The sequence below is a fragment of the Planctomycetota bacterium genome (genome assembly GCA_018242585.1).
Lineage (GTDB): Bacteria > Planctomycetota > Planctomycetia > Pirellulales > PNKZ01 > JAFEBQ01.
Genome location: JAFEBQ010000026.1, coordinates 58,111 through 82,059, shown reverse-complemented (window position 1 = coordinate 82,059; position 23,949 = coordinate 58,111). Strand labels below are relative to the sequence as shown.

At 62.6% G+C, this 23,949-nt stretch carries 14 protein-coding genes; 7 read left to right on the top strand and 7 right to left on the bottom strand.

Translation table 11 applies throughout. The features are described 5' to 3' along the window. Positions 1 to 55 precede the first annotated feature (55 nt). On the bottom strand, positions 56 to 1,399 hold the full coding sequence (locus tag JSS27_13130) for a DUF1552 domain-containing protein (GenBank protein ID MBS0209885.1): 1,344 nt from the start codon (positions 1,397 to 1,399) through the stop codon (positions 56 to 58). Further along, a complete protein-coding gene (locus JSS27_13125) occupies positions 1,396 to 3,756 on the bottom strand; it encodes a DUF1592 domain-containing protein (GenBank protein MBS0209884.1) in 2,361 nt (786 codons plus the stop codon). The genes JSS27_13130 and JSS27_13125 overlap by 4 nt, the downstream gene beginning before the upstream one ends. Before the next feature lie 399 nt (positions 3,757 to 4,155). Between JSS27_13125 and JSS27_13120 the strand changes: the two genes are divergently transcribed. From JSS27_13120 to JSS27_13100, 5 genes are all read left to right on the top strand, one after another. Then, positions 4,156 to 5,064, top strand: coding sequence for a hypothetical protein (locus JSS27_13120; protein MBS0209883.1), 909 nt, complete (start codon positions 4,156 to 4,158; stop codon positions 5,062 to 5,064). A gap of 349 nt (positions 5,065 to 5,413) precedes the next feature. After that, a complete protein-coding gene (gene scpB, locus JSS27_13115) occupies positions 5,414 to 6,412 on the top strand; it encodes an SMC-Scp complex subunit ScpB (protein ID MBS0209882.1) in 999 nt (332 codons plus the stop codon). 827 nt (positions 6,413 to 7,239) lie between these two features. Beyond that, the gene (locus JSS27_13110) at positions 7,240 to 7,953 is read left to right on the top strand and encodes an ATP-binding cassette domain-containing protein (GenBank protein MBS0209881.1); all 714 of its coding nucleotides are present in this window, start codon (positions 7,240 to 7,242) and stop codon (positions 7,951 to 7,953) included. 72 nt (positions 7,954 to 8,025) lie between these two features. Beyond that, positions 8,026 to 10,788, top strand: a complete 2,763-nt coding sequence (locus JSS27_13105; protein ID MBS0209880.1) for a Gldg family protein — start codon at positions 8,026 to 8,028, stop codon at positions 10,786 to 10,788. A gap of 85 nt (positions 10,789 to 10,873) precedes the next feature. Further along, positions 10,874 to 12,892, top strand: a complete 2,019-nt coding sequence (locus JSS27_13100) for a DUF4340 domain-containing protein (protein MBS0209879.1) — start codon at positions 10,874 to 10,876, stop codon at positions 12,890 to 12,892. Positions 12,893 to 12,895: 3 nt separating this feature from the next. On the opposite strand, the gene JSS27_13095 is transcribed toward JSS27_13100, so the two are convergent. Further along, entirely contained in the window at positions 12,896 to 13,219 is a 324-nt protein-coding gene (locus tag JSS27_13095) for a DUF971 domain-containing protein (protein ID MBS0209878.1), read from the bottom strand. A gap of 246 nt (positions 13,220 to 13,465) precedes the next feature. Here JSS27_13095 and JSS27_13090 point away from each other — a divergent pair, with 246 nt between their 5' ends. Further along, positions 13,466 to 14,338 (top strand): N-formylglutamate amidohydrolase, encoded by an 873-nt coding sequence (locus tag JSS27_13090; GenBank protein MBS0209877.1) that lies wholly within the window; start codon positions 13,466 to 13,468, stop codon positions 14,336 to 14,338. Positions 14,339 to 14,356: 18 nt separating this feature from the next. Here the strand turns inward: JSS27_13090 and JSS27_13085 are convergent, their stop codons facing one another. The 4 genes from JSS27_13085 to JSS27_13070 all read right to left on the bottom strand — a co-directional run bounded on the left by JSS27_13085 (position 14,357) and on the right by JSS27_13070 (position 21,962). Continuing rightward, on the bottom strand, positions 14,357 to 17,806 hold the full coding sequence (locus JSS27_13085) for a pyruvate carboxylase (GenBank protein ID MBS0209876.1): 3,450 nt from the start codon (positions 17,804 to 17,806) through the stop codon (positions 14,357 to 14,359). Between the two features lie 265 nt (positions 17,807 to 18,071). Continuing rightward, positions 18,072 to 19,400, bottom strand: coding sequence for an MFS transporter (locus JSS27_13080; GenBank protein MBS0209875.1), 1,329 nt, complete (start codon positions 19,398 to 19,400; stop codon positions 18,072 to 18,074). Positions 19,401 to 19,754: 354 nt separating this feature from the next. Beyond that, positions 19,755 to 21,467, bottom strand: coding sequence for a thiamine pyrophosphate-binding protein (locus JSS27_13075; GenBank protein MBS0209874.1), 1,713 nt, complete (start codon positions 21,465 to 21,467; stop codon positions 19,755 to 19,757). Between the two features lie 21 nt (positions 21,468 to 21,488). Then, on the bottom strand, positions 21,489 to 21,962 hold the full coding sequence (locus JSS27_13070; protein ID MBS0209873.1) for a flavin reductase: 474 nt from the start codon (positions 21,960 to 21,962) through the stop codon (positions 21,489 to 21,491). A gap of 431 nt (positions 21,963 to 22,393) precedes the next feature. Here JSS27_13070 and JSS27_13065 point away from each other — a divergent pair, with 431 nt between their 5' ends. Next, a complete protein-coding gene (locus tag JSS27_13065; protein MBS0209872.1) occupies positions 22,394 to 23,803 on the top strand; it encodes a hypothetical protein in 1,410 nt (469 codons plus the stop codon). Positions 23,804 to 23,949 lie beyond the last annotated feature (146 nt).

The following is a 23,949-nucleotide window of genomic DNA, read 5'->3' as shown; positions in this document are numbered from 1 at the left end:
ACCACCCTCAGCCCGCAAGGGGCGAGGGGAGATGCAATCTCAACGCGGTAGCCGGCTACGCCTTGAGATTCTTCAGCGCTTCGGTGCCGTCGCCCAAGCTTTCGCCCTGGACGCCGAACCGTTCGAGCATGGCCAGGTACAGATTGTTGAGCGGCGTCCGGTTCGCGTACTTCACGTGGCGGCCGCTGGTGATCGTGCCGCCGGCCTGACCGGCCAGCACGATCGGCAGATCGTCGTGGTTGTGCCGGTCGCCGTCGCCGATGCCGCTGCCGTACATGATCATCGAATGGTGCAGCAGCGATCGTTCTCCTTCCTTGATCTTTTTCAATCGCTCGAGCAGATAGGCGAATTGCTCCATGTGGAAGTGATTGATCTTGGCGATCTTCTCTTGCTTCTCTTTGCTGCCGCCGTGGTGTGACAGCTCGTGGTGCGCTTCGGAGACGCCGACCATCTGGTAGTTCCGGTTGCTTCCCTCGTTGGCCAGCATGAACGTCGTGACCCGTGTCAGGTCTCCTTGGAATGCCAGCACGATCAGATCGCACATCAGCCGCAGATGCTCGCGATACTCGCCCGGCACGCCGGCGGGCTGCTTGAAGTCGGCGGGTGGCTTGACGTCTTTCGATTCGACCAGTTGCAGGCGCAGCTCCAGCTCGCGCACGCCAGTTAGGTACTCGTCGAGCTTCTGTTGGTCGGTTCCGCCCAGCTTGCCGCGCAGCCGTTGCGCGTCATCATTGACCAGATCCAGAATGCTCTGCCGGTACAGCAGTCGCTTCTCGCGGCTTTCGTGCTTGGCTTGCGGGCTGCCGCTTGAGAACAGTCGCTCGAAGACTAGCCGCGGGTTGACTTCCTTGGCGCAGGGGGTGGTGGCGTTGCGCCAGGAGATGTTCGATTGATAGGCGCAACTGTAGCCCGAGTCGCAGTTGCCCGAGGTCAGCCCCGGCTCACACCCTAGTTCGAGCGAGGCTAGTCGCGTCTGGCGTCCAATGGCGTTCGCCGCCAGTTGATCGACCGACACGCCGCAATGGATGTTCGCGCCGTGCGTCTTACGCGGGTGAATGCCGGTCAAGAACGCCGCCGCGCTGCGGGCGTGATCGCCGCCGCCGTCGCCGAGCGCGAACGCCTGGGCCTGGGTCAGACCGCTCAGCACGCTGATGTCGCCGCGGACGTTTTGCAGGGGCTGCAAAATCGGCGGCAGGTCGAAACTGGCACCTTCGGCCACTGGGGTCCACTCGGGCATGTGCGCGCCGTTGGGGACCATCAAGAACGCCATCCGCAGCGGTGAGTTGGCCGGCGCGGAATCTTTGCCGAACGAGCGCGGCAACATGGCGTCGAGCCACGGCAAGGCCAGCGTCGAGCCGACGCCACGCAAGACCATCCGGCGGGAAACAGGTTGCATCATGGCGCCCCTGCCAGGGAACGACGGGTGAATGGTTCGCTGCTGACAATTTCGGCCACCAGGGCCGAGAACTTGAAGTCCTGCCGTTCAACGCCGCGCACGATGCCGTTGACGGCCAGTTTGTCAGTATACTCGAGTCCGCGCCCCAGGGCGTAGGTGAGCAGCTTCTCGCTCAAGCAGCGGGTGAACTCGGTGCGCCGACCGCGAAGGACGCGCTTCAGTTCCTGGGGACCGTTGAATTGCTCGCCATTGGGCAAGACGCCGGCAGTGTCGAGCGGGAACTTGCCGTCTTGCTCGCGCCACTGGCCGATGGCGTCGAAGTTTTCCAGGCCGAAGCCCAGCGGGTCCATCCGCTGGTGACAATTGGCGCAGGCCGGGTTGGCGCGATGTTGTTCCAGCCGTTTGCGCAGCGGCGCCGATTCGTTCACCTTGCGGTTTTCCGTCAGCGCAGGCACCTCGGGGGGCGGCGGTGGCGGTGGCGTGCCGAGGATGTTTTCCAGGATCCACTTGCCGCGCTTGACTGGCGATGTGCGGGTCGGGTTCGAGGTGATCGTCAGCATGCTGGCCTGGGTAATCACGCCACCCAAGTTCGGGTTGTCGAGCTTGACGCGGCGAAACTCCCGCCCGGAAACCTCCTTAATGCCGTAGTGCTCGGCCAGCACGTCGTTCACGAACGAGAAGTCGGCATCGATAAAGTCAAGAATGCTCCGGTCCTCGCGCATCACCGCGGCAAAGAACATCTCGGTTTCGGTTCGCATGGCGTCGAGCAACTCGGGCTTGAACTTGGGGAACACCTGGGTGGCAGGGTTCACGATGTTCAAGTTGCGAGTTTGCAGCCACTGGCTGGAAAAGCTTTCCACGAAGCTTTGCGACTTGGGGTCGGCGATCATCCGCCGCGCCTGCCGCGTCAGCTCGTCGCGCTGGCGCAGCTTGCCGGCGAATGCGACTTTGAACAGCTCGTCGTCCGGCATGCTGTTCCACAGAAAGTACGAGAGCCGCGAGGCCAGCTCGTAATCGTTCAGTTGGTAGCTGCCGTCGGGGCCGGGGTGCTGGTCGGTTTCGACGCGGAACAGGAAGTGTGGCGAGACCAGCACCGCCTGGGCGGCCAGTTGCACGCCGCGCTCGAAGCTGTCCCCTTGCTTCTGGGCCAGTAGCACCAGCGCGGTCAGCCGCTGGCTTTCCTCGGGCGTGACGGGGCGGCGATACGCGCGACTGGCCAGACGCTCGACAATCTGCCGCGCGCACGGTTCGGGCGAAGAATCCTGCGGCTGACAGAACACAATCCGCCGGTGCGACTCGGGCATGTCTTCCCACCGCGTCGGCAAGGGAGACTCAATTTCGAGCGACTCGACCGTCAGGTTGCGATCGATTGGCTTGCCGTCGGGGCCACCGTTTTCGTCATAGAAATCATTGGTGAAGGCGACCGCGACGCGATGCTTGCCGGCCTTGACCGTGGCCTGAGCCTCGAACGATTCGGCCACGTGGTCACGTGTCAGGACATCGAACGCGCGAACCATCTGCTTGTCGACTCGCAGTTCCATATGAGCCGGATCGGCGCCGGCCCGTTTGGCGGCGGCGCGGATGCGGAACTTGTACTCGCCGTCGCGTTCAAACTCGATCTGTTGGAACGCCTCGCCGTTTGAGTACAAGCTGCCGCCGGCCTGCTTGTTTAACGTGTTGTCCAGCTCTTTCCCCGGCCAATGTCGCGTGCGGGCGACGCTGTTCTCGCGCGCCACGATGGCCGAAGTGGCCAACTGCTCGGCTGCGGCCAGGTATTTTTCCATCAACAACGGCGGCAGCGACAACACGTCACCGATGTTGTCAAAGCCATAGCCGACGTCGTCGGACGGAAAGTCATCGGCCGGACGGAAGCTCACACCCAGCAAGTCACGCACCGTGTTGTTGTATTCCACGCGATTCAGTCGCCGCATCGTCACGCGACCGGGCACCCGGCGGGCTTCGTCGTGGCGGCGAAACACATCGTCGATCAACGCATGGAACTGCTCGCGCTCTTGCGGCGTCGGTTGCGGCTTGTCGTCGGGGGGCATGACGTGACCGCGAATGTTGGCCAGCGCCTGCTCCCAAAGTTTCCGGTCCCGAATCAACAGGGCCGGGTCGCGGAACTGATCGAATCGAATCTCCCCCTTGGCTTGCTTGCCCGAGTGACAATCCAGGCAGTACCGCTGCAACAGCGGGCCAAGTTTTTCAGCCAACTGGGGATGAGCCTTGTCCGGTGCGGTAAGTGGTTCTGCGGAACGGGCCGCCACAGCTTGCCCCAGGCCGAAAGCGACCGCGACCAGGAGCAAGACACTCCGGTGGCGCAGCCAGCTTGAATGTGTGACGAGAAGGGACTCAGGCATGAAGCGGGACTGCTGGGGAATTAAAGTCGGGAGGAACGATAACCGAGGTAACGGGGGGCCAAGCTCGGGCCGTCAGAAAAAATGCTTGACCCGCGAGGGCGAAAATCGGCGCAAAGTCTTACCACGACAAACATATGGGACAATTCCATGGCTGTCGAGCGACTGACTGGCGCGAGGCTTCTCAAAGCGTTATTTGGCCAGGACTTGCATTCGATTTGGTGGCCGACAATGCCATTGCTCGCTGGCTGCTAAATCCCTATGATCCGCCCCCCATGCCAAACCGACCGGTGCCTTAACCACAGGCCGGTCGTTGCCCCCCTGAATCCTCATTGTTGTCCGCTGACTTAGTCGGGAGTGCCCGTCCTAATGCGTGCTTCGCTCGTGAATGGCGCACGGTCCATGGTCATGATCGTGTGCATGATTGCCGTACCGTTGTTGGCGGTTTTTGGCACTGGCTGGTTACCGTTGAAAAGCTGGTTTGGTGACAACTCGTTCACCCGTGAAACGTCCAACTTGCCCCCGTTGAACCTGAACATGGCTGGCCCGGCCAAGCCGAACGGTCAAGGGGGAAGCATCTTGCAATTGCAACAAATTCAGCCGAGCCCGCTGGCTTCACAGCCATTGACCGCGCCGAGCCTATTCGACGCCGAAGGCAGTCCGGCCCAAGCGCTCAAGCCGACGATCCTCAGCGAAACACCCGCCAGTAGCCCGAACGAGCCCACTCCCACCGCCGTGCCGGCCCCGCCGCCGGTGGCGACACTGAGCGGAAATCCCCCGGCGAACCCGTCTGCGGCCATTGCGCCAGCAACGAGTGCTCCGTCGGCTGTTCCTGCACCGGCCGGAAATGAACGGCCAATTCGCTCATCGGCACGCGGGGTGCCGGGACGTCGCTATGCGGCGAATGCCTCGGCCGACAACGTGACTTTGGCGGTACACGCGACGCCGGCTGTGGCCAGCGTCGCACCATCGGCGGTCGTTAATGCTGTGAATGTTCGCCCGTTGGAGTCTGTGGTTGCACCAGCCGGTGATTCGACCGGTACCCCATCGCCATCCGGTGGCCAGCGCGAGCTGCGCGGCAAGGACTGGTTTGCCGACGCGCAGCAACGCCTGCGTGAATTGGGAGCCACGTATTACCTGCTCGAAACGTGGGGGCAAAACGGCCAGCTTTACCGCTTTCACTGTCGCATGGCTCACGGTGCGCAAGGGGACGCCGTGCAAAACTTCGAGGCCACCGATACCGATCCAGCGGCGGCGGTAAAGACCGTGGTTGAACAAGTCGAAGCCTGGCGACGACAGCAATCCCAGTAAGCCCGTGGGACTACTTGCCCGATCGTTTGGCAATACCTAGGCTTACGTTCAGCGGCTGTTTCAAGTTGCTGCTGGCCCGCGTGGGGCAGTGACGAATTGACGCGGTTCGCTGGGCCGCGGTTTCTTTTCAAGCGTATCGCAATTACAAGGCTGGAATGCCGTGCGACCGTTGCTTGCCAATCGATTGCGCACTGCGCCCGCCGGTGGTTTGCTGGCCGCCATGTCGACGGCCAGCGCAACGTCGCACTCGCCGCAAAATCGCAGCGTGCCAAGCCGCTCGTTATGTCTGACCCGATCCTCGACGGGTGCGCGAGCGGCGGCCCACGGGCCAAGGGCGCGCACGTCGCGCATGGCGCGCCTGGAAGCGGTGCTGATTGCCGCCGTGGAACCGCTGCATTTGCGTAAAATATGTCAATTTGCCAGCTTGGCGGATGCTACCGAAGCGCGTACATTAGTCCGCCAACTGAATAAGTTTTACGACGAAGCGGGGACCGCTTTCCGCGTCGAAGAAATTGCCGGCGGTCATCGGTTGATGACGCGACGCAAATATGCGTCGTGGCTCCGGCGATTGCGGCAAGGGGCGGCGGGACTGCGGTTGTCGGCACCGGCGTTGGAAACCCTGGCGGTGATCGCCTATCGTCAGCCGGCCTCGCGCGGTCAGATCGAAGCAATTCGCGGCGTCCAGTGCGGTGAAATGCTACGGCAATTGATTGAGCGCGACCTGGTCAAGATTGCCGGTCGCAGCGAAGAGCTAGGGCGACCATTTTTATATGGCACAACGCGGCGATTTTTGCAAAGCTTTGGGCTACGCGACTTGACAGAACTGCCCGCTTTGGCCGACGTTATGGGAGTCGGTGTCGCGGTGGAAGCCAGTGCGGCGACCGCTGACGCGGCGAATCAAACAACGAATGTATCGCCCGAGACAACTCGGGATCATCAAACTAACCAGTCCCACGAATTCAATGAGGAGTCACCAGTGAGAGTGGCATTGGCTGCGGAACACGAAGTTCCAGAGGACGCTGAAGAAAAACTGCGCCTGCGCCCAGACTACGCAATGGTCGCCGAAGACGATGATGGCGAGGATGAGTCGTCAGGCGATGACGACGAAGACGACGACGAGGAATGGGACGACGACGAAGAGGAAGATGAAGACGAGGACGATGAAGACGTCGACGACGACTTCGATGATGAAGACTGGGAAGAAGTCGACGAAGACGATGAAGAATGGGACGAGGAAGAAGACGACGAGGACGAAGAGGACGACGAAGAAGACTGGGACGATGACGACGACGAGGAGGACGATGACTGGGAGGAAGACGAAGATAAAGGAGAGAACGAGAAGGAGTAATTACGCGCTCTTGGTGGTGCGAGATTAAGCCTGGTTCTCTTGGCTCGTCGGCCTCGACTGATCAGATTCAAAAACAAGGAACTGCTTTGGCCCAGCGCCGGAGCAGTTCCTTGTTCTTTTTGGAGCGCTCAGCCACGGTTGCTGAACGCCAAAGACATTCGCGGCCCCTAAACCACGGCGACTCAGCTTCGTCCGTGTGAGCGGTCAGTCGCTATATGGTATTTCGCGAGTTTTGTTCGCAACCGGCGAACCAACCGACGTCGTGTCGCGTAGTGACTGGACAACCCTTGCTGGGGAAACTATCGTTTAGGTCTCAAAGCCTTCCGGCAACGCCAATTCGGACGATCGACGCCATCGGCCGGACGTGTGCCGCGGGGCTTTGAGTGAGCCAGGTCTTCAGGTCGCGCACGGCGAGCCGCGACGCCCACAGGCGTCGTGCAGGTTTCGGGACCGTGTCTGCGGCGCGTCGTGCCACGCGCTGCTCGGCTTGCTGGCGAACCGAATGAAACGAGTGGTTGGGGCGATCGCAGGGGAGCGTCCTCAACTCGACCGAACGTACGCCCGTGCTGTTCGATGGCCCGGTTTCAATCCTTGGCGATTGGATGGCTCGCACAGTATTCGTGGCTGCAATCGGGAACCGCTCGTCGAGCCCGCGGGGGCCTCGGCTTTTTCCCTACAGGCGTCACCAAAACGTACAGAATGGTCGCAGGCTGTTTGCGTGGTGCCGGGTTTGACCGGATTGCCACGCCGCGCTGGCAGACGGCCGTTGACCAGATTGATCGTGAGATCGCGAGGAGATGTCGATGAGCGAGAACACTTCGCAGACGATGATCGAAGCCAAGGGCTTGTGTAAGTACTACGGCGACTTCACGGCCGTGGAAAATATCAGCTTCGAGATCAAGCAAGGACAGGTCGTCGCCTTTCTGGGCCCCAACGGCGCCGGCAAAAGCACCACGATGAAGTTGCTGACCGGCTACCTGGCCCCCTCGTCGGGCGCGGCGCGGATCGCTGGCCACGACATGGCCACCGACCGGCTGGCCGGCTCGAAGCGGCTGGGCTATCTGCCCGAGAACGGCCCGCTGTACCCCGACATGACGCCGCGCAGCCTGTTGAACTTCTTTGCCGACGCGCGTGGGCTGAGCGGCGGTTACCGGCTGAACCGGCTCGAGGCCGTGATCGAGCAATGCGACCTGGGAGCGGTCATCGGCAAGCCGATCAGCAAGCTCTCGAAGGGGTATCGCCAGCGTGTGGGCATGGCCCAGGCGCTGTTGCACGAGCCCGACGTGTTGATCCTGGACGAGCCGACGGCCGGGCTCGATCCGAACCAGATTCGCGGGGTGCGCGAGACGATTCGCCGCTTGGGGCAGAACAAAACGATTCTGCTGTCGACACACATTTTGCAAGAAGTCCAGGCGATGTGCAGCCGAGTGCTGTTCATCAGCGAAGGCCGACTCAAGTTCGACGGTTCGCCCGACGAGCTGACCCGCGACGGTCGCTCGCTGGACGATCGGTTCCACGAGTTGAGCACCGACGCCGCCTAGTCGGTACATCCTTCGCAAGCCAATCGCCGCATCCTACTCAATCGCAAACGCAATCAACCAACGAACCGCACTATGAATGTCCACGTTGTCCTGGCGGTCTTTCGGCGCAACTTCATCGCCTACTTCAATAGCCCGACGGGCTATGTGTTTATCTGCTTATTCGTCATCTTGAGCTCGCTGGCCGCCTTTTGGCCCGACGAGTTCTTCGTGGCGAACCTGGCCAACCTGGATCAGTTGAACAAGTACCTGCCGCTGATTCTGCTGGTCTTCATTCCGGCCATCACGATGAGCATCTGGGCCGACGAGCGCCGGCAAGGGACCGACGAGTTGCTGCTGACCATTCCGGCCACGGACTTGGACGTGGTGGTGGGCAAGTATCTGGCGGCCGTGTCGATTTACAGCGTGTCACTCTTCTTCTCGATGATCTGCAATTTCATCGTGCTGGCCTACCTGGGCGATCCAGATTGGGGACTGTTTGTCGCCACCTACTTCGGCCACTTGCTGGTTGGTCTGGCCATGCTGGCCGTGGGCATGGTCGCTTCGTTCCTGACGGGAAACCTGACGGTTGGCTTTTTGCTGGGTATGTTGATGAATGCGCCGCTGGTGGCGCTGCAATGGTCCGAAGTTGGCACCACGCTGATCGGCGAGTTTGTCGGCATCTTCCGCAAAGGGGCCGACACCATGGCGATTGGCGACTGTGCGTCGTCACTTTCGCATTGGAGCGTGGCCGGCCAGTTCATGGACTTTGGCCGCGGCGTAATCAGCCTGGCCAGCGTGGTTTACTTCTGCTCGATCATCGTCGTCATGCTCTACCTGAGCATGGTGATGATCAGCCGGCGTCATTGGACCGGCGGCCGGGGTGGCTCGCTGGCGCTGCATTACGCCGTGCGGGCCATCTGCCTGATGCTGATCGCCGTTGGCCTGGTCACCTTCGCCGAACGCTCGGGTCTGCGCAAGGATATCAGCATTGGCCAGGTGAGCAGTTTGTCTCCCCAGACGCGCGCACTGCTGGCCTCGATCGACCCCAAGCGGCCGGTGCTGATCGAGGCCTTTATCAGCCCCGAAGTCCCCAGCGCCTATGTCCAGACGCGGCTCAATCTGCTGACCGCGCTGCGCGAGTTTGAAGCCTCGGGTCGCGGTCACGTCAAGGTCGAGATTCGCCCGACCGAACTGAACAGCGACGAAGCGACCCGCGCCGAAAAGCTCTACGGCATCCGCTCCCGCAAGGTCTCGATCCGCGAAAGCGGCGCTTACCAGGAAGGGGAATTGTTCCTGGGCGTGGCGTTTATGTCGGGGGCCAGCAAGCCGGTGGTGGTGCCATTCGTCGACACGGGCACGCCGCTCGAATACGAACTGGCCCGCTCGGTGCTGACCGTCAGCCGCGCCGCGCGTCGCAAGATCGCCGTGCTGCGAACCGATGCGCAGCTTTTCGCTGGTTTTGACCAGTCGACGTTCCAGCCGACGCCGGCGTCACCGCTGATCGAAGAGTTGCAGAAGCAGTACGATCTCGAGCAGGTCAGCCCCGAGGACTTGACCAACAAGGACAAGAAGTTCGACGCGCTGATTGCCGTCCAGCCGTCAACCCTGTCGCCACAGCATCTCGATCTGTTCATTGCCGCCATTCGTCGTGGCGTGCCGACCGCGGTCTTCGAAGACCCCATGCCAACGTCGATGAACGTCACTCCCACCAGCCAGCCCAAGCGCCCGCAAGGGCAAATGGCGATGTTCCAGCAGCAGCCCCAACCCAAGGGGGACATCGGCAAGCTCTGGTCGATGTTGTTGATCGACATGCCGGCCGACCAGATTGTCTGGCAAGCGTATTGCCCTCATCCGCGTTTGAAGGGGGTGCTGCCGCCAGAGATCGTCTTTGTCGATCAGGGGTGCAGCCATAATGAGGTCTTCAATCCCAACGACGCCATCACCGGCGGCCTGCAGGAAACGGTGATGATGTACCCAGGTTGGCTCTCGGCCAACGTCGTGGGGCCGTTGAAGCACGACCCGTTGATCGTGACGGGCGAGGCGACGGGCTACACCAATTTCACCGAATTGATGCAGATGTCGCAGGCCAACCCCGTGCCGCGGCGCCGCCCGACCAAGCAGCATTACACGCTGGCGATGCACATCACTGGCACGCCGGTCGTCGAGCCCGCCGTGCCGGCGGTCGAGGGTCAACCGGCCCCGCCGCCGCAAGAGAAGGCCGAGCCCATCAACGTAGTGGTGGTGACCGACCTGGACATGTTTGGCCCCGATTTCTTCGCGCTGCGATCCCAGGCCAACAATTCGTCGCGCCCCGAGTTGGACTTCCAACTTGATAATATCACCTTCGTGCTGAACACGATCGACTCGCTGGCTGGCGACGAGGCGGTGGTCGCCATTCGCAAGCGCCGCCCCGAGCATCGCACGCTGACCCGGCTGGACCAGTTGACCGAGTCGAGCCGCAAGAAGAAGGAAAGCGCCACCGAGAGCCTGTATACCGATTACGAAAAGGCGATCGCCGACGCGCGCAAGGCCTTTGAAGACAAGATCGCCAAGCTGAACGATCGCAAGGACAACGACCCCAGCAAGATGATGCAGTTGCTGCAGGAGATTCAAATCGTCCAGCGCCAAGGACAGCAGCAACTCGACGCACAAGTCGCCAAGATGAAGGCCACCTACGACAAGAAGAAAGCCGAAGCCGAACGCGAGTACGACGCCGAAGTCCGCGGCGTGCAGCGCCGCTACAAGATACTGGCCGTGCTGTTGCCGCCGTTGTTCCCGTTGCTGGCTGGGCTGGCGGTGTTCGTCAACCGGCGGGCTCGCGAGCGCGAAGGAGTGTCGCGGCAGCGGCTGCGTTAAGCAACCTGGTTCCGTCTAGCGTTCAACAAATCATTCAACTGTCCATCGCTAATCGATCGTCGCCACAAGGAGCGATGAAGTCATTATGAACGAAACGCAAAAAACATTCGTTTTCCTCGTGGTCGCCGTCGGCCTGGTCTCGGTGGCGGTCGCCACGCGTCCCACGCCCTTTACCGAGGTCAAAGCGACCGGCGAAGCTGGCGGCCTGCTCTTTCCTGAGTTCAAGGATCCGCTCAAGGCCCGCTCGCTGGAAGTCATTCAATTCGACGAAAAGACGCCCGAGGACCGGAAGCAATTCAAGATCGAGCAGGTGAACGGCGTCTGGTCGATTCCTTCTCACTCGAACTACCCGGCCGACGCCGAGAAGCAGTTGGGCGAGGCGGCCGGCGCGCTGCTGGACCTGAAGAAGCTGAAGCTGGTCAGCAGCAACTTGGGGGACGAAGCCGAGTTTGGCGTCGTCGATCCGACGACCAAGGATCTGACCTCGGCTTCGCAGGGTGTCGGCACGCTGGTCCGGATGGGGGACAGTTCGGGTGGTTCACTGTTGAACTTGGTCGTGGGCAAGGCCGACCCGAACAACGCCAAGTTGCACTTCGTGCGCATTCCCGGCGAGAACCGCATTTATCTGACCGAAATCGATTTGGCCAAGCTGTCGACCAGCTTTGGTGATTGGATCGAAAAAGATCTGCTCAAGATGAACGCCTTCGATTTCCGCCAGTTCACCATTGACGACCACTCGGTCGACGAGCTTCGCGGCGCGCTGCTGCGCGGCAGCCTGATCGAGCTGGCTTACAACAACAGCGACGGCCGTTGGTCGGTGATCGACATCAAGCAGATGTCCAAGGCCAACAAGTTCGAGTCCCGCCCCTTGGCGGACGACGAAGAGCTCGACGCCCAGAAGCTGAATGACGCCCGCAATGCGCTCGACGAATTGAAGATCGTCAACGTCGAACGCAAGCCCGCCGGGCTGAGCCTGAACCTGCAACGGTCGAGTGAACTGGCCCGCAATCCCCAGGCGCGCAATTCGCTAGGCACGCACGGCTATTACTTTGCCGAGATGAACGGCGCAGCGCATCTCTACTCGAACGAAGGGGAAATCCGCGCCGGCATGTCCGACGGTGTCGAGTACATCCTGCGGTTCGGCGCCATCGCTGGCAAAGACGGGACCGAGAAGAAGGCCGAGCCAGGCAAGGAAGGCGAAAAGTCCGCCGACGCCGAAGACGAGGGGGCGAATCGGTTCCTGATGGTGATGACCCAATTCAATCAGGATCTGATTCCCAAGCCCGAGTATGTGAAGCTCCCCGAGCCGGCGGCGAAGCCGGCTGAGGGATCTGCCAAGCCCGTTGAGGGACCGGCCAAGCCCGAGGGTGCGCCGGCCACGCCAGCGGCTGCAACACCAGCGCCTGTGGCAAAGCCAGCGAGCGAAGCACCGGCTGCCCCGGCCAAGCCTGCTGGTGAAGCGCCGGCTGCTGCTCCTACGCCCGCGACACCGCCTGCGGCCAATACTCCCGCGCCGGGCGCTGGCTCGTCGAACGAACCAGCAGCCAGCCCGTTCCGATTGGTGAATGCCGAGCGGACGCTCGCTGGCGATGTGCTGGCCCAGGCCGAACCGGCCAAGCCCGCCGATGCTCCCAAGGCTCCTGAAACGCCGGCGGCTCCCGCGGGCCCGGCTAAGCCGGCCAGCGAGGCGCCTGCCGCACCTGCTGCTACGGTGCCCGCTCCTGTCGCGCCCGCTGCCACTGCTCCGGCTCCTGCCGCTGGTGCTCCCGTGGGGCCAGCCGCTCCGCCTCCGGCTAAGACCGAAGAAGAACTGCAGCGCGAGCAGACCGAAAAGGAAAACGCCCGCCTCAAGGACGAGTACGACGCCAAGGTGGCCGCTGGCAAGAAACGCGTCGGGGAATTGAACGCCCGGTTTGCCGACTGGTACTTCGTGATCAGCGACAAGACCTATCGCAAGATTCACCTCACCCGCGATTCGATCGTCAAGAAGAAAGAAAAGCCCGGCGACGAGAAACCGGCCGGCGCTCCCGGCGCCGCGGGCGGCATTCCTGGTCTACCTCCTGGCATCCTACCCCCTGGCGTCTTGCCCGGCGGGAATAAGTAACGGTCAGGCGTTCTCTGCTCGCCCCAGTTCGCGCAGCAACTCGAACGTATAGATGCCCGAGTCGTGGCCGTCGCTGAAGGCGATGCTGTAGGCGTAGTGGCCGACCGGCTCCATGCCGGCCAGCGTCAGCGGGCGCGCCTCGGCAGTCGACAGCACCGGGAACAACGGCGCAGGCTCCGGCGGGGCGGAACGCTTCTCGCGGCACGTCGCGCATGGGCATTGATCGCGCAGCTCAGCCACGCGGTAGAGTCGGACTTGCCCGTCGCTCCATTCGATGCGCAATTGCTTGTCAGGCGTCAGCGAGAGTTTTGCGGGTTGAATCTGCATATCGGTCGAGTCGTTGAAACGAATAGGCCGGCCGCGCGCGAACCATCGACTCCGCAGCCGCCAGGGTTGGGGACGACGCATTCTACGAATCATCTGCCGTGCCTCGCAAGCGGGTTAGGTGAGCCATCGTCATCCTTCAAAAGGTGTGGGACTCGCGACAGAAAGTTTGTCGCTCCTGGCCAACTGGCCTATCATGACCAGTGCGTCGTTCACGCCATGCACCTTCGACGGCCTGCGAGTTTGACCATGCCTTGTCGTACCAAGTTCCTAGGCCGCGCTATCGTGCTGTTCGTAACGCTCGCCCTGGTCTCGTTCGCGCCGGCCACGGTGGCGTGGGCCAAAGAGCCCGCGACGCTTGATGCCCGCAACATCGTCGGCACGCTGGTGATTGTCGAGGAGGGAACCTTGCCAATCGTGATCACCGCCCCGCATGGTGGCCGCGACGAGGTGCCCGGCGTCCCCGAGCGGCAAGGCCGCGGCGTCGACCAGTTCGTCACGCAAGCCGACTCGAACACCTTTGAACTGGCCCACAACCTAGCGCGCAATCTCGAACGTCGCCTCAAGGCCAAACCGTACTTTGTCGGCGCGAAATTCGCCCGCAAGTACATCGACGTCAATCGGCCGACCGAACAAGGGGTCGAATCCCCGAACGCCATGCCGGTCTACCGAGCCTATCACGAAGCAATCGCCCACACTTGCCGGACGGTGCAGAACAAACACCACGTCGGTTTACTGATCGACGTGCATGGCCAGGCCGGCTATCCCGACAACGTGCTGGTCGGCACCGTCGAGGGCAAGACGATGACGCTGTTGGTCAATCGTCATGGACGCGAAGCGCTAGCCGGACAGAACGGCTTGCTGGGCTGGCTGGCCGATTCCGAAGTGAAGACGCTGCCGGCGCTGGGTAGCGGCAGCTTGAAAGCGCCGAAGTTCAACGGTGGCTACACGGTGCAAACCTATGGCAGCGATCAGCCCGGCGGCATCGACGCAGTGCAATTCGAGACCGGCGCGAACTTCCGTAGCACCAAGGAACAGCGCATCGACGCCGCCAACAAGTTCGGTGCGGCCATCGAGCGCTATTACCAGGCGTTCCTCGCGCCCAACGCCGCGGGAAAGTAATCGCTCGCCGGCGAGTTGCTACTCGTACCGCACCAGCAAGTCGCCGGTCTCGACGCGCGTACCCGACTGGACCAGCACCTCGGCGACCTTGCCGTCGCGCTCGGCATAGAGCGTGGTTTCCATTTTCATCGCTTCCATCGTCAGCAGCTTTTGCCCTTGCTTGACGTTGTCGGCGTTGTGGATCGCCACGGTCACGACCATGCCCGGCATCGGCGCGCCAACCTGGGATGTATTGTTCGGCTCGGCCTTGCGGCGGCCGCCGTCGGCCACTTCCAGCGAGCGATCGCGGATCGTCACGTCGCGCGGCTGGCCGTTCAGCTCGAACGACACCGTGCGATGTCCGTCGGGCTGGGCGTCGCCCACATTCAGCATCTTGACGATCAGCCGCTTGCCACGTTCGATGTCGGCGGCGAATTCCTCGCCCGCCACGGGGCCATAAAAGAACAGCGGCGTCGGCAGGATGCTCGTGTCGCCAAATTGTTCCTCGTGCTGCGTCAGTTCGTTGAACACGCGCGGGAACATCAGGTACGACAGCAACTCGCGCCCCGTCGGCTGACGCCCCAGGGTTTTTTCCAGCTTGGCTCGCGTGGCGTCAAAGTCGGCCGGCGGTTCGTGGTCGCCCGGACGTCCTTCCAAGGGCTTCTGCCCGCGCAGCACGCGGTCGATGACCTTGGCCGGGAAACCGCCCGGCGGCTGGCCCATGCGTCCCGAGACCAGATCGATGACCGACTCGGGGAAGGCCAGCTCTCGCTTGGTGTCCAGCAAGTCGGCCGTGGCGATGTTGTTCGCCACCAGGAACAAGGCCAGGTCGCCGACCGCCTTCGACGACGGCGTGACTTTGACAATGTCGCCGAGCAGCTCGTTCACCTCGGCATACACGCGACAAATCTCGTGCCAGCGGGCTTCGAGCCCGACCGCCTGGGCTTGCTCGTACAAGTTGGTGTACTGGCCACCGGGCATTTCGTTGCGATAGACGTCGGCCGTGCTGGCCCGCATCTTGGACTCGAACGGCACATAGAAATCACGAACCGCTTCCCAATACTCGTCCAACGTCTGGACGTGATTGGGATCGAGCCCGGTGTCGCGCGGCGTGAACCGCAGCGCATGAACCACCGAGCCCAGGTTCGGCTGCGACGTTAGCCCCGACAGCGGCCCCATCGCCACGTCGGCAATGTCCAAATTAACCTCGGCCGCCTTGAGGATGGCGCTGGCCTGCACGCCGCTGGTGTCGTGGGTGTGGAAGTGGATCGGAATGCCGATCTCTTGCTTCAACGTCTTGACCAGCAGTTCCGCCGCGTAGGGCTTGCACAGTCCGGCCATGTCCTTGATACACAGCAGGTGCGCTCCCATCCGCTCCAGCTCTTTGGCCATGTCGACGTAGTACTTCAGGTTGTACTTCGTCTTCTTCTGGTCGAGCACGTCGCCGGTGTAGCAAATCGCGGCTTCGCACAGCGCCTTGGTCTCGTTGACGGCGTCCATCGCCACGCGCATGTTAGGCAGCCAGTTGAGCGAGTCGAAAATCCGGAACAGGTCCATGCCCGCGCCGGCCGCTTCCTTGACGAACGTGCGAATCACGTTGTCGGGATAGTTGGCGTAGCCCAGCGCGTTGGATGCCCGGAACAACATCTGGAACAGGATGTTCGGAATCCCCTCGCGCAGATCGGCTAGCCGCTGCCAGGGATCTTCTTTCAAGAATCGCATCGTCGTATCGAACGTCGCCCCGCCCCACATTTCGATCGAGAACAGTTCGGGCGTCAGCTTGGCGTACGCCTCGGCGATCCGCGTCATGTCGTGCGTCCGCATCCGCGTCGCCAGCAAGGACTGGTGCGCGTCGCGGAACGTGGTATCGGTCAACAGCAGCCGCTTTTCGCCCAGCACCCAGTCGCAGAACTTCTTGGGGCCCAACTCCAGCAGCTTCTGCCGCGAGCCCGGCGGGATTGGCTTGTGTTCCAGCTCGGGCACGGGGGCTGGCGTGCGGCGCACGCCAGCAGGCTTCTGCTTGATCAGCGAATGCCCGTTGACCGCGATATCGCCCAGGTAGCGCAGCAACTTGGTCGCGCGATCTTTCCGCGGCGTGAAATGAAACAGTTCGGGCGTCTCGTCCATGAACCGGGTCGTGAACCCCCCGGCCAGGAACTGGGGGTGATTCACCAGATTGATCAAGAACGGAATGTTCGTCTTCACGCCGCGAATGCGGAACTCTTGCAGCACCCGCTCCATCCGGTGGGCCGCGTCGCTGAACCGCCGCCCCGAGGTGGTCACCTTAACCAACAATGAATCGTAGTACGGCGTCACCACGGCCCCCGAGAACGCGGTACCGGCGTCGAGCCGCACGCCCATGCCGGCGGCCGAGCGGTAATGCCCGATCTTGCCATAGTCGGGCAGAAACTTGTTCTCGGGATCCTCAGTCGTCACGCGGCACTGCACGGCAAAGCCGCGCGTGGTGATCGCCCCCTGGTTCGGCAGTCCGATCTCGGAATCTGCCAGCGGCGCTCCTTGGGCAATCAGCATCTGGCTCCGCACAATATCGATGCCGGTCACGACTTCGGTGACCGTGTGTTCGACCTGAATGCGAGGGTTGACCTCGATGAAATAAAACTTGCCAGTGTCGTCGTCGACCAGAAACTCGACCGTGCCGGCGCTTTCATAGTTGACCTGCTTGCCGATCTTGATCGCCGCGTCGCAAATCGCGTCGCGCAGCGTCGGGTCCAGGTTCCACGCCGGGGCGATTTCGACCACTTTTTGGTGTCGCCGCTGCAACGAGCAGTCGCGCTCGTACAGGTGGACCAGGTTGCCGTGCTTGTCGCCCAACAGCTGCACTTCGATGTGCCGCGGGCGCATGATGAACTTTTCGAGAAACACGTCCGAGCTGCCGAACGCCGACAACGATTCACGCATCGCCTGTTCGAGCGAGGCGGCCAGTTCTTCGGCCTTGGGAACCATGCGCATGCCGCGTCCGCCGCCCCCCTTGGCGGCCTTCAACAACACGGGGTAGCCCAGCTTGTCGGCCAATTCGGCGGCTTGCTTGGCATCGGTCAACGGCTTGTCGCTGCCCGACAAGACCGGCACGCCGGCCTGCACGGCGATGCCGCGGGCGGTGATCTTGTCCCCCAGTTGCTCCAGCACGCGCGGCGGCGGCCCGCAGAAGATGATGCCCGCCGCTTCGCACGCCCGGGCCAGGTCGGGATTCTCGGACAGAAAACCATAGCCGGGATGGATGGCGTCGACCTCGTGTTGGGTAGCAATCTCGATGATGCCCGGAATGTCGAGGTAGGCGCGAATCGGCTCGCCGGGCTTGCCCACCTGGTACGCCTCGTCGGCCTTGAACCGGTGCAGGGCGTAGCGATCTTCGTGCGAGTAAATGGCCACGGTGCGAATGCCGGCTTCGTGGGCCGAACGGAAAACGCGGATGGCGATCTCGCTGCGGTTGGCGGCCAGCAGCTTGCGAATCTTCTTGGGCGTGCTCATGGGTTGATCAGTGGTCCGTAGTCAGTTGTCCGTTGGTGGCGGCAGGTTGTCAGTTGTCAGCGGTCCGTTGTCCGTGGCAAACGCGCGCAGCCAATGGCGCGCGGCGTGGCCTTGGTTTCTCCCCTCGCCCCTCCGCGGGAGAGGGGTTGGGGGTGAGGGGGCGGCGCATGGTTTCGCGCCACACATGGCCGCCGAAGCCGATGATTGTAACCGGCCGCAAGGCGTAAGTTGAGGGGCGACAAACTGGCGGAAAACGCCGACGATTCTAGTGTGGCGTGGCGGCGTGACCCGATGACCCAGCCTGCTCGGCTTGCCGCGGCGGATGAAACAGCAGAAACAGCACAATCGCCGCCGCCAGGGCAATACCCGACGGCCAGAGAAAGACCTTGCTGAAGTCGTAACCTTTGTCGGTCTTGAAGTGGTCCCCCAACAACGGCCAGACAAAGTTTGCCACGAACGGCCCCAACCCCAGGATTAGGAAATTGAACAACCCCTGAGCGCTCGTCCGGGCGTCCTTGGGGAAGAACTCGTCGACAAAGATGTAGACCGTGGCGAAGAAGAATGCGTAACAAACGCCATGCAGCAAAATCACCGCGCCGGCCGCCCACGGATTGGGGACCAACGCAAACACGCCGAACCGCACGGTGTGACCGAGAATGCCAATCACCATCGTCCACCGCCAACCCAGGTTTTTGAGCACCATACCCAGCACGGCCATCGTGCCGATTTCGGCAATCTGCCCCAAGCTCATGATCGGCATCACCCAGTTGCCCGGCACGCCGATGCTTTGCAGGTAGTCGTTGGTGAAAATGAAGTAACTCTGATGCACCGCCGCGTCGACGAACGTGACGATGAATAGCACCAGCACGAACGGCAGCCGCAGCAGCTTCATCGATTCGAGCCAGGCGAACGTCTCGGCCCCCTTCTGGGCCGGCTTGGGCGGCGTGTGAGGCAACGTCATGCTGAACCCCGCCAGCACTAGCGAAGCGATGCCCGCGGTGATGAACGTCCAGGCGACCTCGCGCTGAAACTCGGCCCCCGACTTGCTGGTCGCCAAGGCCGAGCCCAGCCAACCGGTAAAGCCGACTTCGGACAAGGCGGGCACCTTGGCCCAATCGACCAGGATGAACACGAACGGCCAACTGGCCGCGATCCAACCGATGGTCCCCCACAATCGCACGCGACCAAAGTCGTGAGTCGCGTCTTTCAAGCTGGCGAAAGCGATCGAGTTGGTGATTGAAATCGTCGGCACGTAGAACAAGCAATGAATCAGCATCAGCACGAAGAACGGCCAGAACGACTGAGTCCAGCCGATGCCCAGAATGGCGACGCCGCCGATCAGATGGCTGACGGCCAGAAACTTTTCGGCCGAGAAGTTGCGGTCGGCGAACTGGTTGCTGAAGAACATGCCGACGAACGACGCCAGGGCAAAGGCGTTGAGAATCCAGGCCTGTTGCAAGGCCGTGAAGCCCAGGCTTGGCAGGTAACCAAAGATCAGCGGCAGCCAAGCGCCCCAGATGAAAAACTCGAGGAACATCATCACCGACAATTTGCGGCGAACCGAACGGTCGGCCGCGGGAGCGGGCGTGGTCATGGGTGCAACTTCGTGGGGTGTGTGATTGGCGCAGGACGAACGGCTATTGTAAAGTGGCGCGTCGGGCGGGGGAAATGCTTAATGCCCCCCTACCACCCAAGATGCAAAGCAATGCGAGCCGCGCTCTCAGGATGCCATTCGGGACCGAATCCCTTGCATACGGTCCATCCTTGCCGTCATTCCCGCCTGCGCGGGGATGACGGCAAGGATGGACGGGCGACCAAGGACCAAGACTCTCTCACGTAGGGCGGCGTCTTTACCCTCCCCCCTGCCCATCCCTGCGAAGGAGGGGCGATTGTCGCGCGTGCTTCCACGTTTCACACGTGCGCGAAATCGATAACCTCCGTAAGCGGTTCACGACACTTGGCCGTAGTCCATCCGTTCTGGTGTGTTGCGATCGATCGGCACGTCGAACAAGCGAGGGCGGTCGTGGGCGGCGAGTGATTCGCGCACGCGCGCGGCCAACTGATCGGGATGCTCGATGCGCTCGGCCTCGACGCCCATTGCCCGGGCGATGGCAACGATGTCGACCTCGGGCTCGACCAGGTCCATGCCGACAAACCGCTGCTCGGCCGCGGCGGGAAGTTGCATCTGCCACGAGCCGACTTTCAGAATCCGATATTGCGCGTTGTTGCAGACGACATAGGTGACCGGCACGTTGTAACGGGCCGCGGTCCAAAGGGCCTGCACGCCGAACATCGTTGAGCCTTCGCCGATGATCCCCAGCACCGGCCGCTGGGGCCAGGCCAGTTGCACGCCGATCGCGCAGCCCAGCCCCCAGCCGAGCGCCCAGCCGCGATGCCCGAAGTAGGCCGACTCCAGGCCCAGCGCGCCCAGGCGCTCGAACATCATATTCGTCGTGGTCACCGCTTCTTCGACCACCGCGACATTGCGCGGCAAGACACGCGCCAGCGAGGCCATCAAGACCTTGGGGGCGATTGGCCGCTGGATCACGAGCGCCGCGATTTCAGTTTCGAGCTGTTCGCGCTGGGCTCGGTGGGTGGCGGCATATTCGCCGCCGCGGCGTCGCGCGTCGGCGCGTTGTGACTCGGTCTGGGTCGTGGCGAGCTGCGCGTTCAACTCGGCGATGCCGGCTTGCAGATCGCCGACCAGCCCGACTTCGGCCGGGTAGTTCTTGCCGATCTGCCAGGGGTTCTCGTCCAGGTGGACCAGCCGGACATGTTCGGGGATCGCCCGCGAAGGCTCGAAATAGACGTACTGTCTGAGCAGGTCCATGCCAGCGACGAACAGCACATCGAACTCGCGCAAGCGGTCCCGCACCTCGGGGGACCAGAGCGGGATCGCTTGCCCATACAGGGGATGATCCGACGGAAAGGCCAACCGGCCGTGCGAGGTGCCCGACTCGGTCATCACCGGCGCGCCGAGCAGCTCGGCCAGCTTGACCAGTTGCGACACCGCGTGGCGTTCGACCAGCCGGCTGCCGGCGAGAATGCCGGGGCGTTTGGCCTGGGCCAGGACTTGTGCGGCGCGGGCCACGGCCTCGGTCGCGGGGCGCGTGCGCGTGTCGAGCGCCGCCAGCGGCGCGAGGTCGAGTTCGGCAACCTCGCTCTGCACGTCCATCGGAATCGAGAGAAATACCGGGCCGGTCGGCGGCGCGAGCGCGATTTGCATGGCGCGGCGCAGCGCCACGGGCAAGTCCTCGACGCGCGACACCTCGGCCGACCATTTGGTCCAGGGCTGGGCCACGCGGGCCAGATCGGACCAGAGGATCGGCTCCTCGAACATCAGCCGGCGGTCGGCCTGGCCGGCGGTGACCACGAGCGGCGTCCCTTCACGGTGGGCGTTGTAGAGCATGCCCATCGCGTTTCCCAGTCCGCAACTGGCGTGCAGGTTGACCACCGCGACCTGGCCCGAGGCCATAGCAAAGCCGTCGGCGGCGCTCATGACCGGAATCTCGTGCAGGCCGAGAATGAACTTGATGCGCGAGTCATTGGCCAGCGCGTCGGCCAGCGGCAGTTCCGTGGTGCCAGGGTTGCCGAACAGATGACCGATGCCGGCTTGGACCAGCATTTCGATCATCGCTTGCGCGCCCGAGAGTCGAGGCATGGCGTGCGCCCTGATTGCGGTTTAGTAGCGGAAGCCGTTGCTGCGAATGTGGACGTACGGCTCTTTCTGAGGGCCGGGGCGGCCGCCAATCACCTCGGCCAAGAAGATGCGATGATCCCCCGAGTCGAGATGTTCGCGCGGCGTGCATTCGAGATGCCCCACCGAGTCGGTCAGGATTGGCACCCCGCGCGAGCAGCGCTCGATGGCCAAGTCGGTGAACGCCGGCTGGCCGATGTCGAAGCCGCGACCAAAGTGGCCGAGCAGCTTCTTTTGTTCAGCGCCGACAATGTTCAGCACGATGGGACAGCCGTCCTGCAGCCAGCCGGCCAGGTAGCGATCCTGGCGAATGGCGATCGAGACCATCGGTGGCTCGAAGCCCGCTTGGACGACCCAACTGGCCAACATGCCGGTTTCCTGGCCGTCGTGCTTGGCGGTCAGAATGAACAACCCGCTGGGAATCTTGCCCAGGACTTGTCCGAGAGGTGAATCGCTCATGGTGGCCTCGTCTGCGGGAGCAGGATGCTGGCTTGGGGGGAACATTGCGCAAGCGACGCGGGACGAGGCATTATTTCGCATCACCGCGGGAAATGAATCCTAAATCTGGCGAAGTCGCCGACTTTATCGGTGTATGGATCAGAAATCCGAGCCGCCGCTGGTTTGGGTGACAGCGTTCAAGATATGCTAGGGGCGATTCTCGATTCGCTCTAATGTGCGTATCCACCAAGCCGGTGGCTTTGCCACCGAAATCGGCGGCCGAGCCGCCGGCTTGGGCAAGCGCTCGTCGCTGCCGCTACGCCCCCCAGTCACCTCCTTCCTCGTTTGACGAAACACATCGTATGAAATCACTCATCGTCGCTACGGCGCTGATTGCGCTTTGCTCATCGCCCGTCCACGCTGCCCAGACGCTGCAAGCCGGCGCGGCCAAGGTGGACATTACCGATCGCTCGGCCGGGCCGGTGAATTGCCCGTGCTTTGCCAAGGCCCTGGTGTTGAAACAAGGCTCGACGACGGCCGTGCTGATTACCGTCGACGCGGTCGCGATCGGCGAAATTGGGCGCATTAAGAACGATTTCATGCGGCGCGTTCGCGGGCAATTGCAGAGCGAACTCGGCATTGCGCCGGCCGGCGTGATGGTGAACGCCAGCCATTGTCACGGCATTGTCCGCGACGACACGGCGGACTTGGTGGTGCAGGTGGTGAAGGACGCGGCCGCTCGCCTGCAACCGGTTACCGTCGCCGTCGGCGCCGCCCGGGAAGACCGGATCAGCGAGAACCGCCGGTTGAAGATGAAGGACGGCAGCGAGGTCGACATGCGGCGGGCCTACTCGTTGCCGCGCGATGAAGACGTGGCCGGCGTCGGGCCGATCGACCCGCAAGTCGGCTTGCTCCGGTTGGACCGCGCCGATGGCCGACCGCTGGCGCTGGTCTATCACTTTGCCTGCCATCCGATCATGAACCCGCCCTATCGCGGCAACTCGGCTGACTTCCCCGGCTTTGCCTCGCCGGTGATCGAGACCGCGCTGGGGGAGGGCGCCGTGGCGCTGTTTGTGCAAGGCTGCGCCGGCGACATCAACCCGGTGCGTTACAAGGAGGTCAACCGGCTGCCCGACGCGGAACCGCTGGGTAACTTGCTTGCGCAAACCGTCCTCACGGCGGCGCACCATTTGAAGAGCAAGCGTGACGATGTCTTGAAAGTCAGCAGCGAGTCGATCGCCTTGCCGCGTGGCGCTGACCTGGAACGCCGGATAGCGGCCATCGACGCCGAGCAGCGTAAGCTGCTAATTTCGCTACGGCCGACGAATATCAACTTCAAGACGTTTCTGCCGTTGTTGCTTCAGCAGCGGTTGTCGCCCGAGTTTCCTTCGCATCATGCCCAAAGCTACTTACACGACCGGGCGCAGGGGCGCGACGAGTTGGCCAAGTTTGACGCCGAGAATCGCGCCCACGTCGAAACGTACCTGCAGAACATTCAGATCATGGAGCGGCTGACGCGGCTGAACACGAACCTGGCCCTGCTGAAGAAGCATCTGGCTCAGAACCAGGCGACGGGGTCGCCCACGCTGGACGTTGAAGTCTGCGGCTTGCGCGTCGGCGACTTCAAGCTCGTCACGTTTCCTGGCGAGCTGACCGTGCAGGTCGGCCTGAACATCAAGGGGGCGGCCAAGGATCCCAATGCCTTCGTGGCCGGCTACACCAACGGCTATATCTATTACGCCCCGACGGCGGCCCAGCGGCTGAACACGGGCTATGCCCAGGAAGATTGCGATTCGCTCGTCGGCCCCGAGTGGCAGGCGATCTTCGAGACCAAGGCGTTGGCGGTCCTGAAGGGCCTTTAAGAGGACAAGCCCTCGCAACAAGGGCGAAAGCGACACTCTTGGGCGGCTTGGCACGGAAAAGCGCGTTGCCGCGATTCGAATCGAAGCCAATCGTTGCTTGAAATCGCCGGTCGCGTCGGATAGTTGTATGGGTTTGATATTCGGCG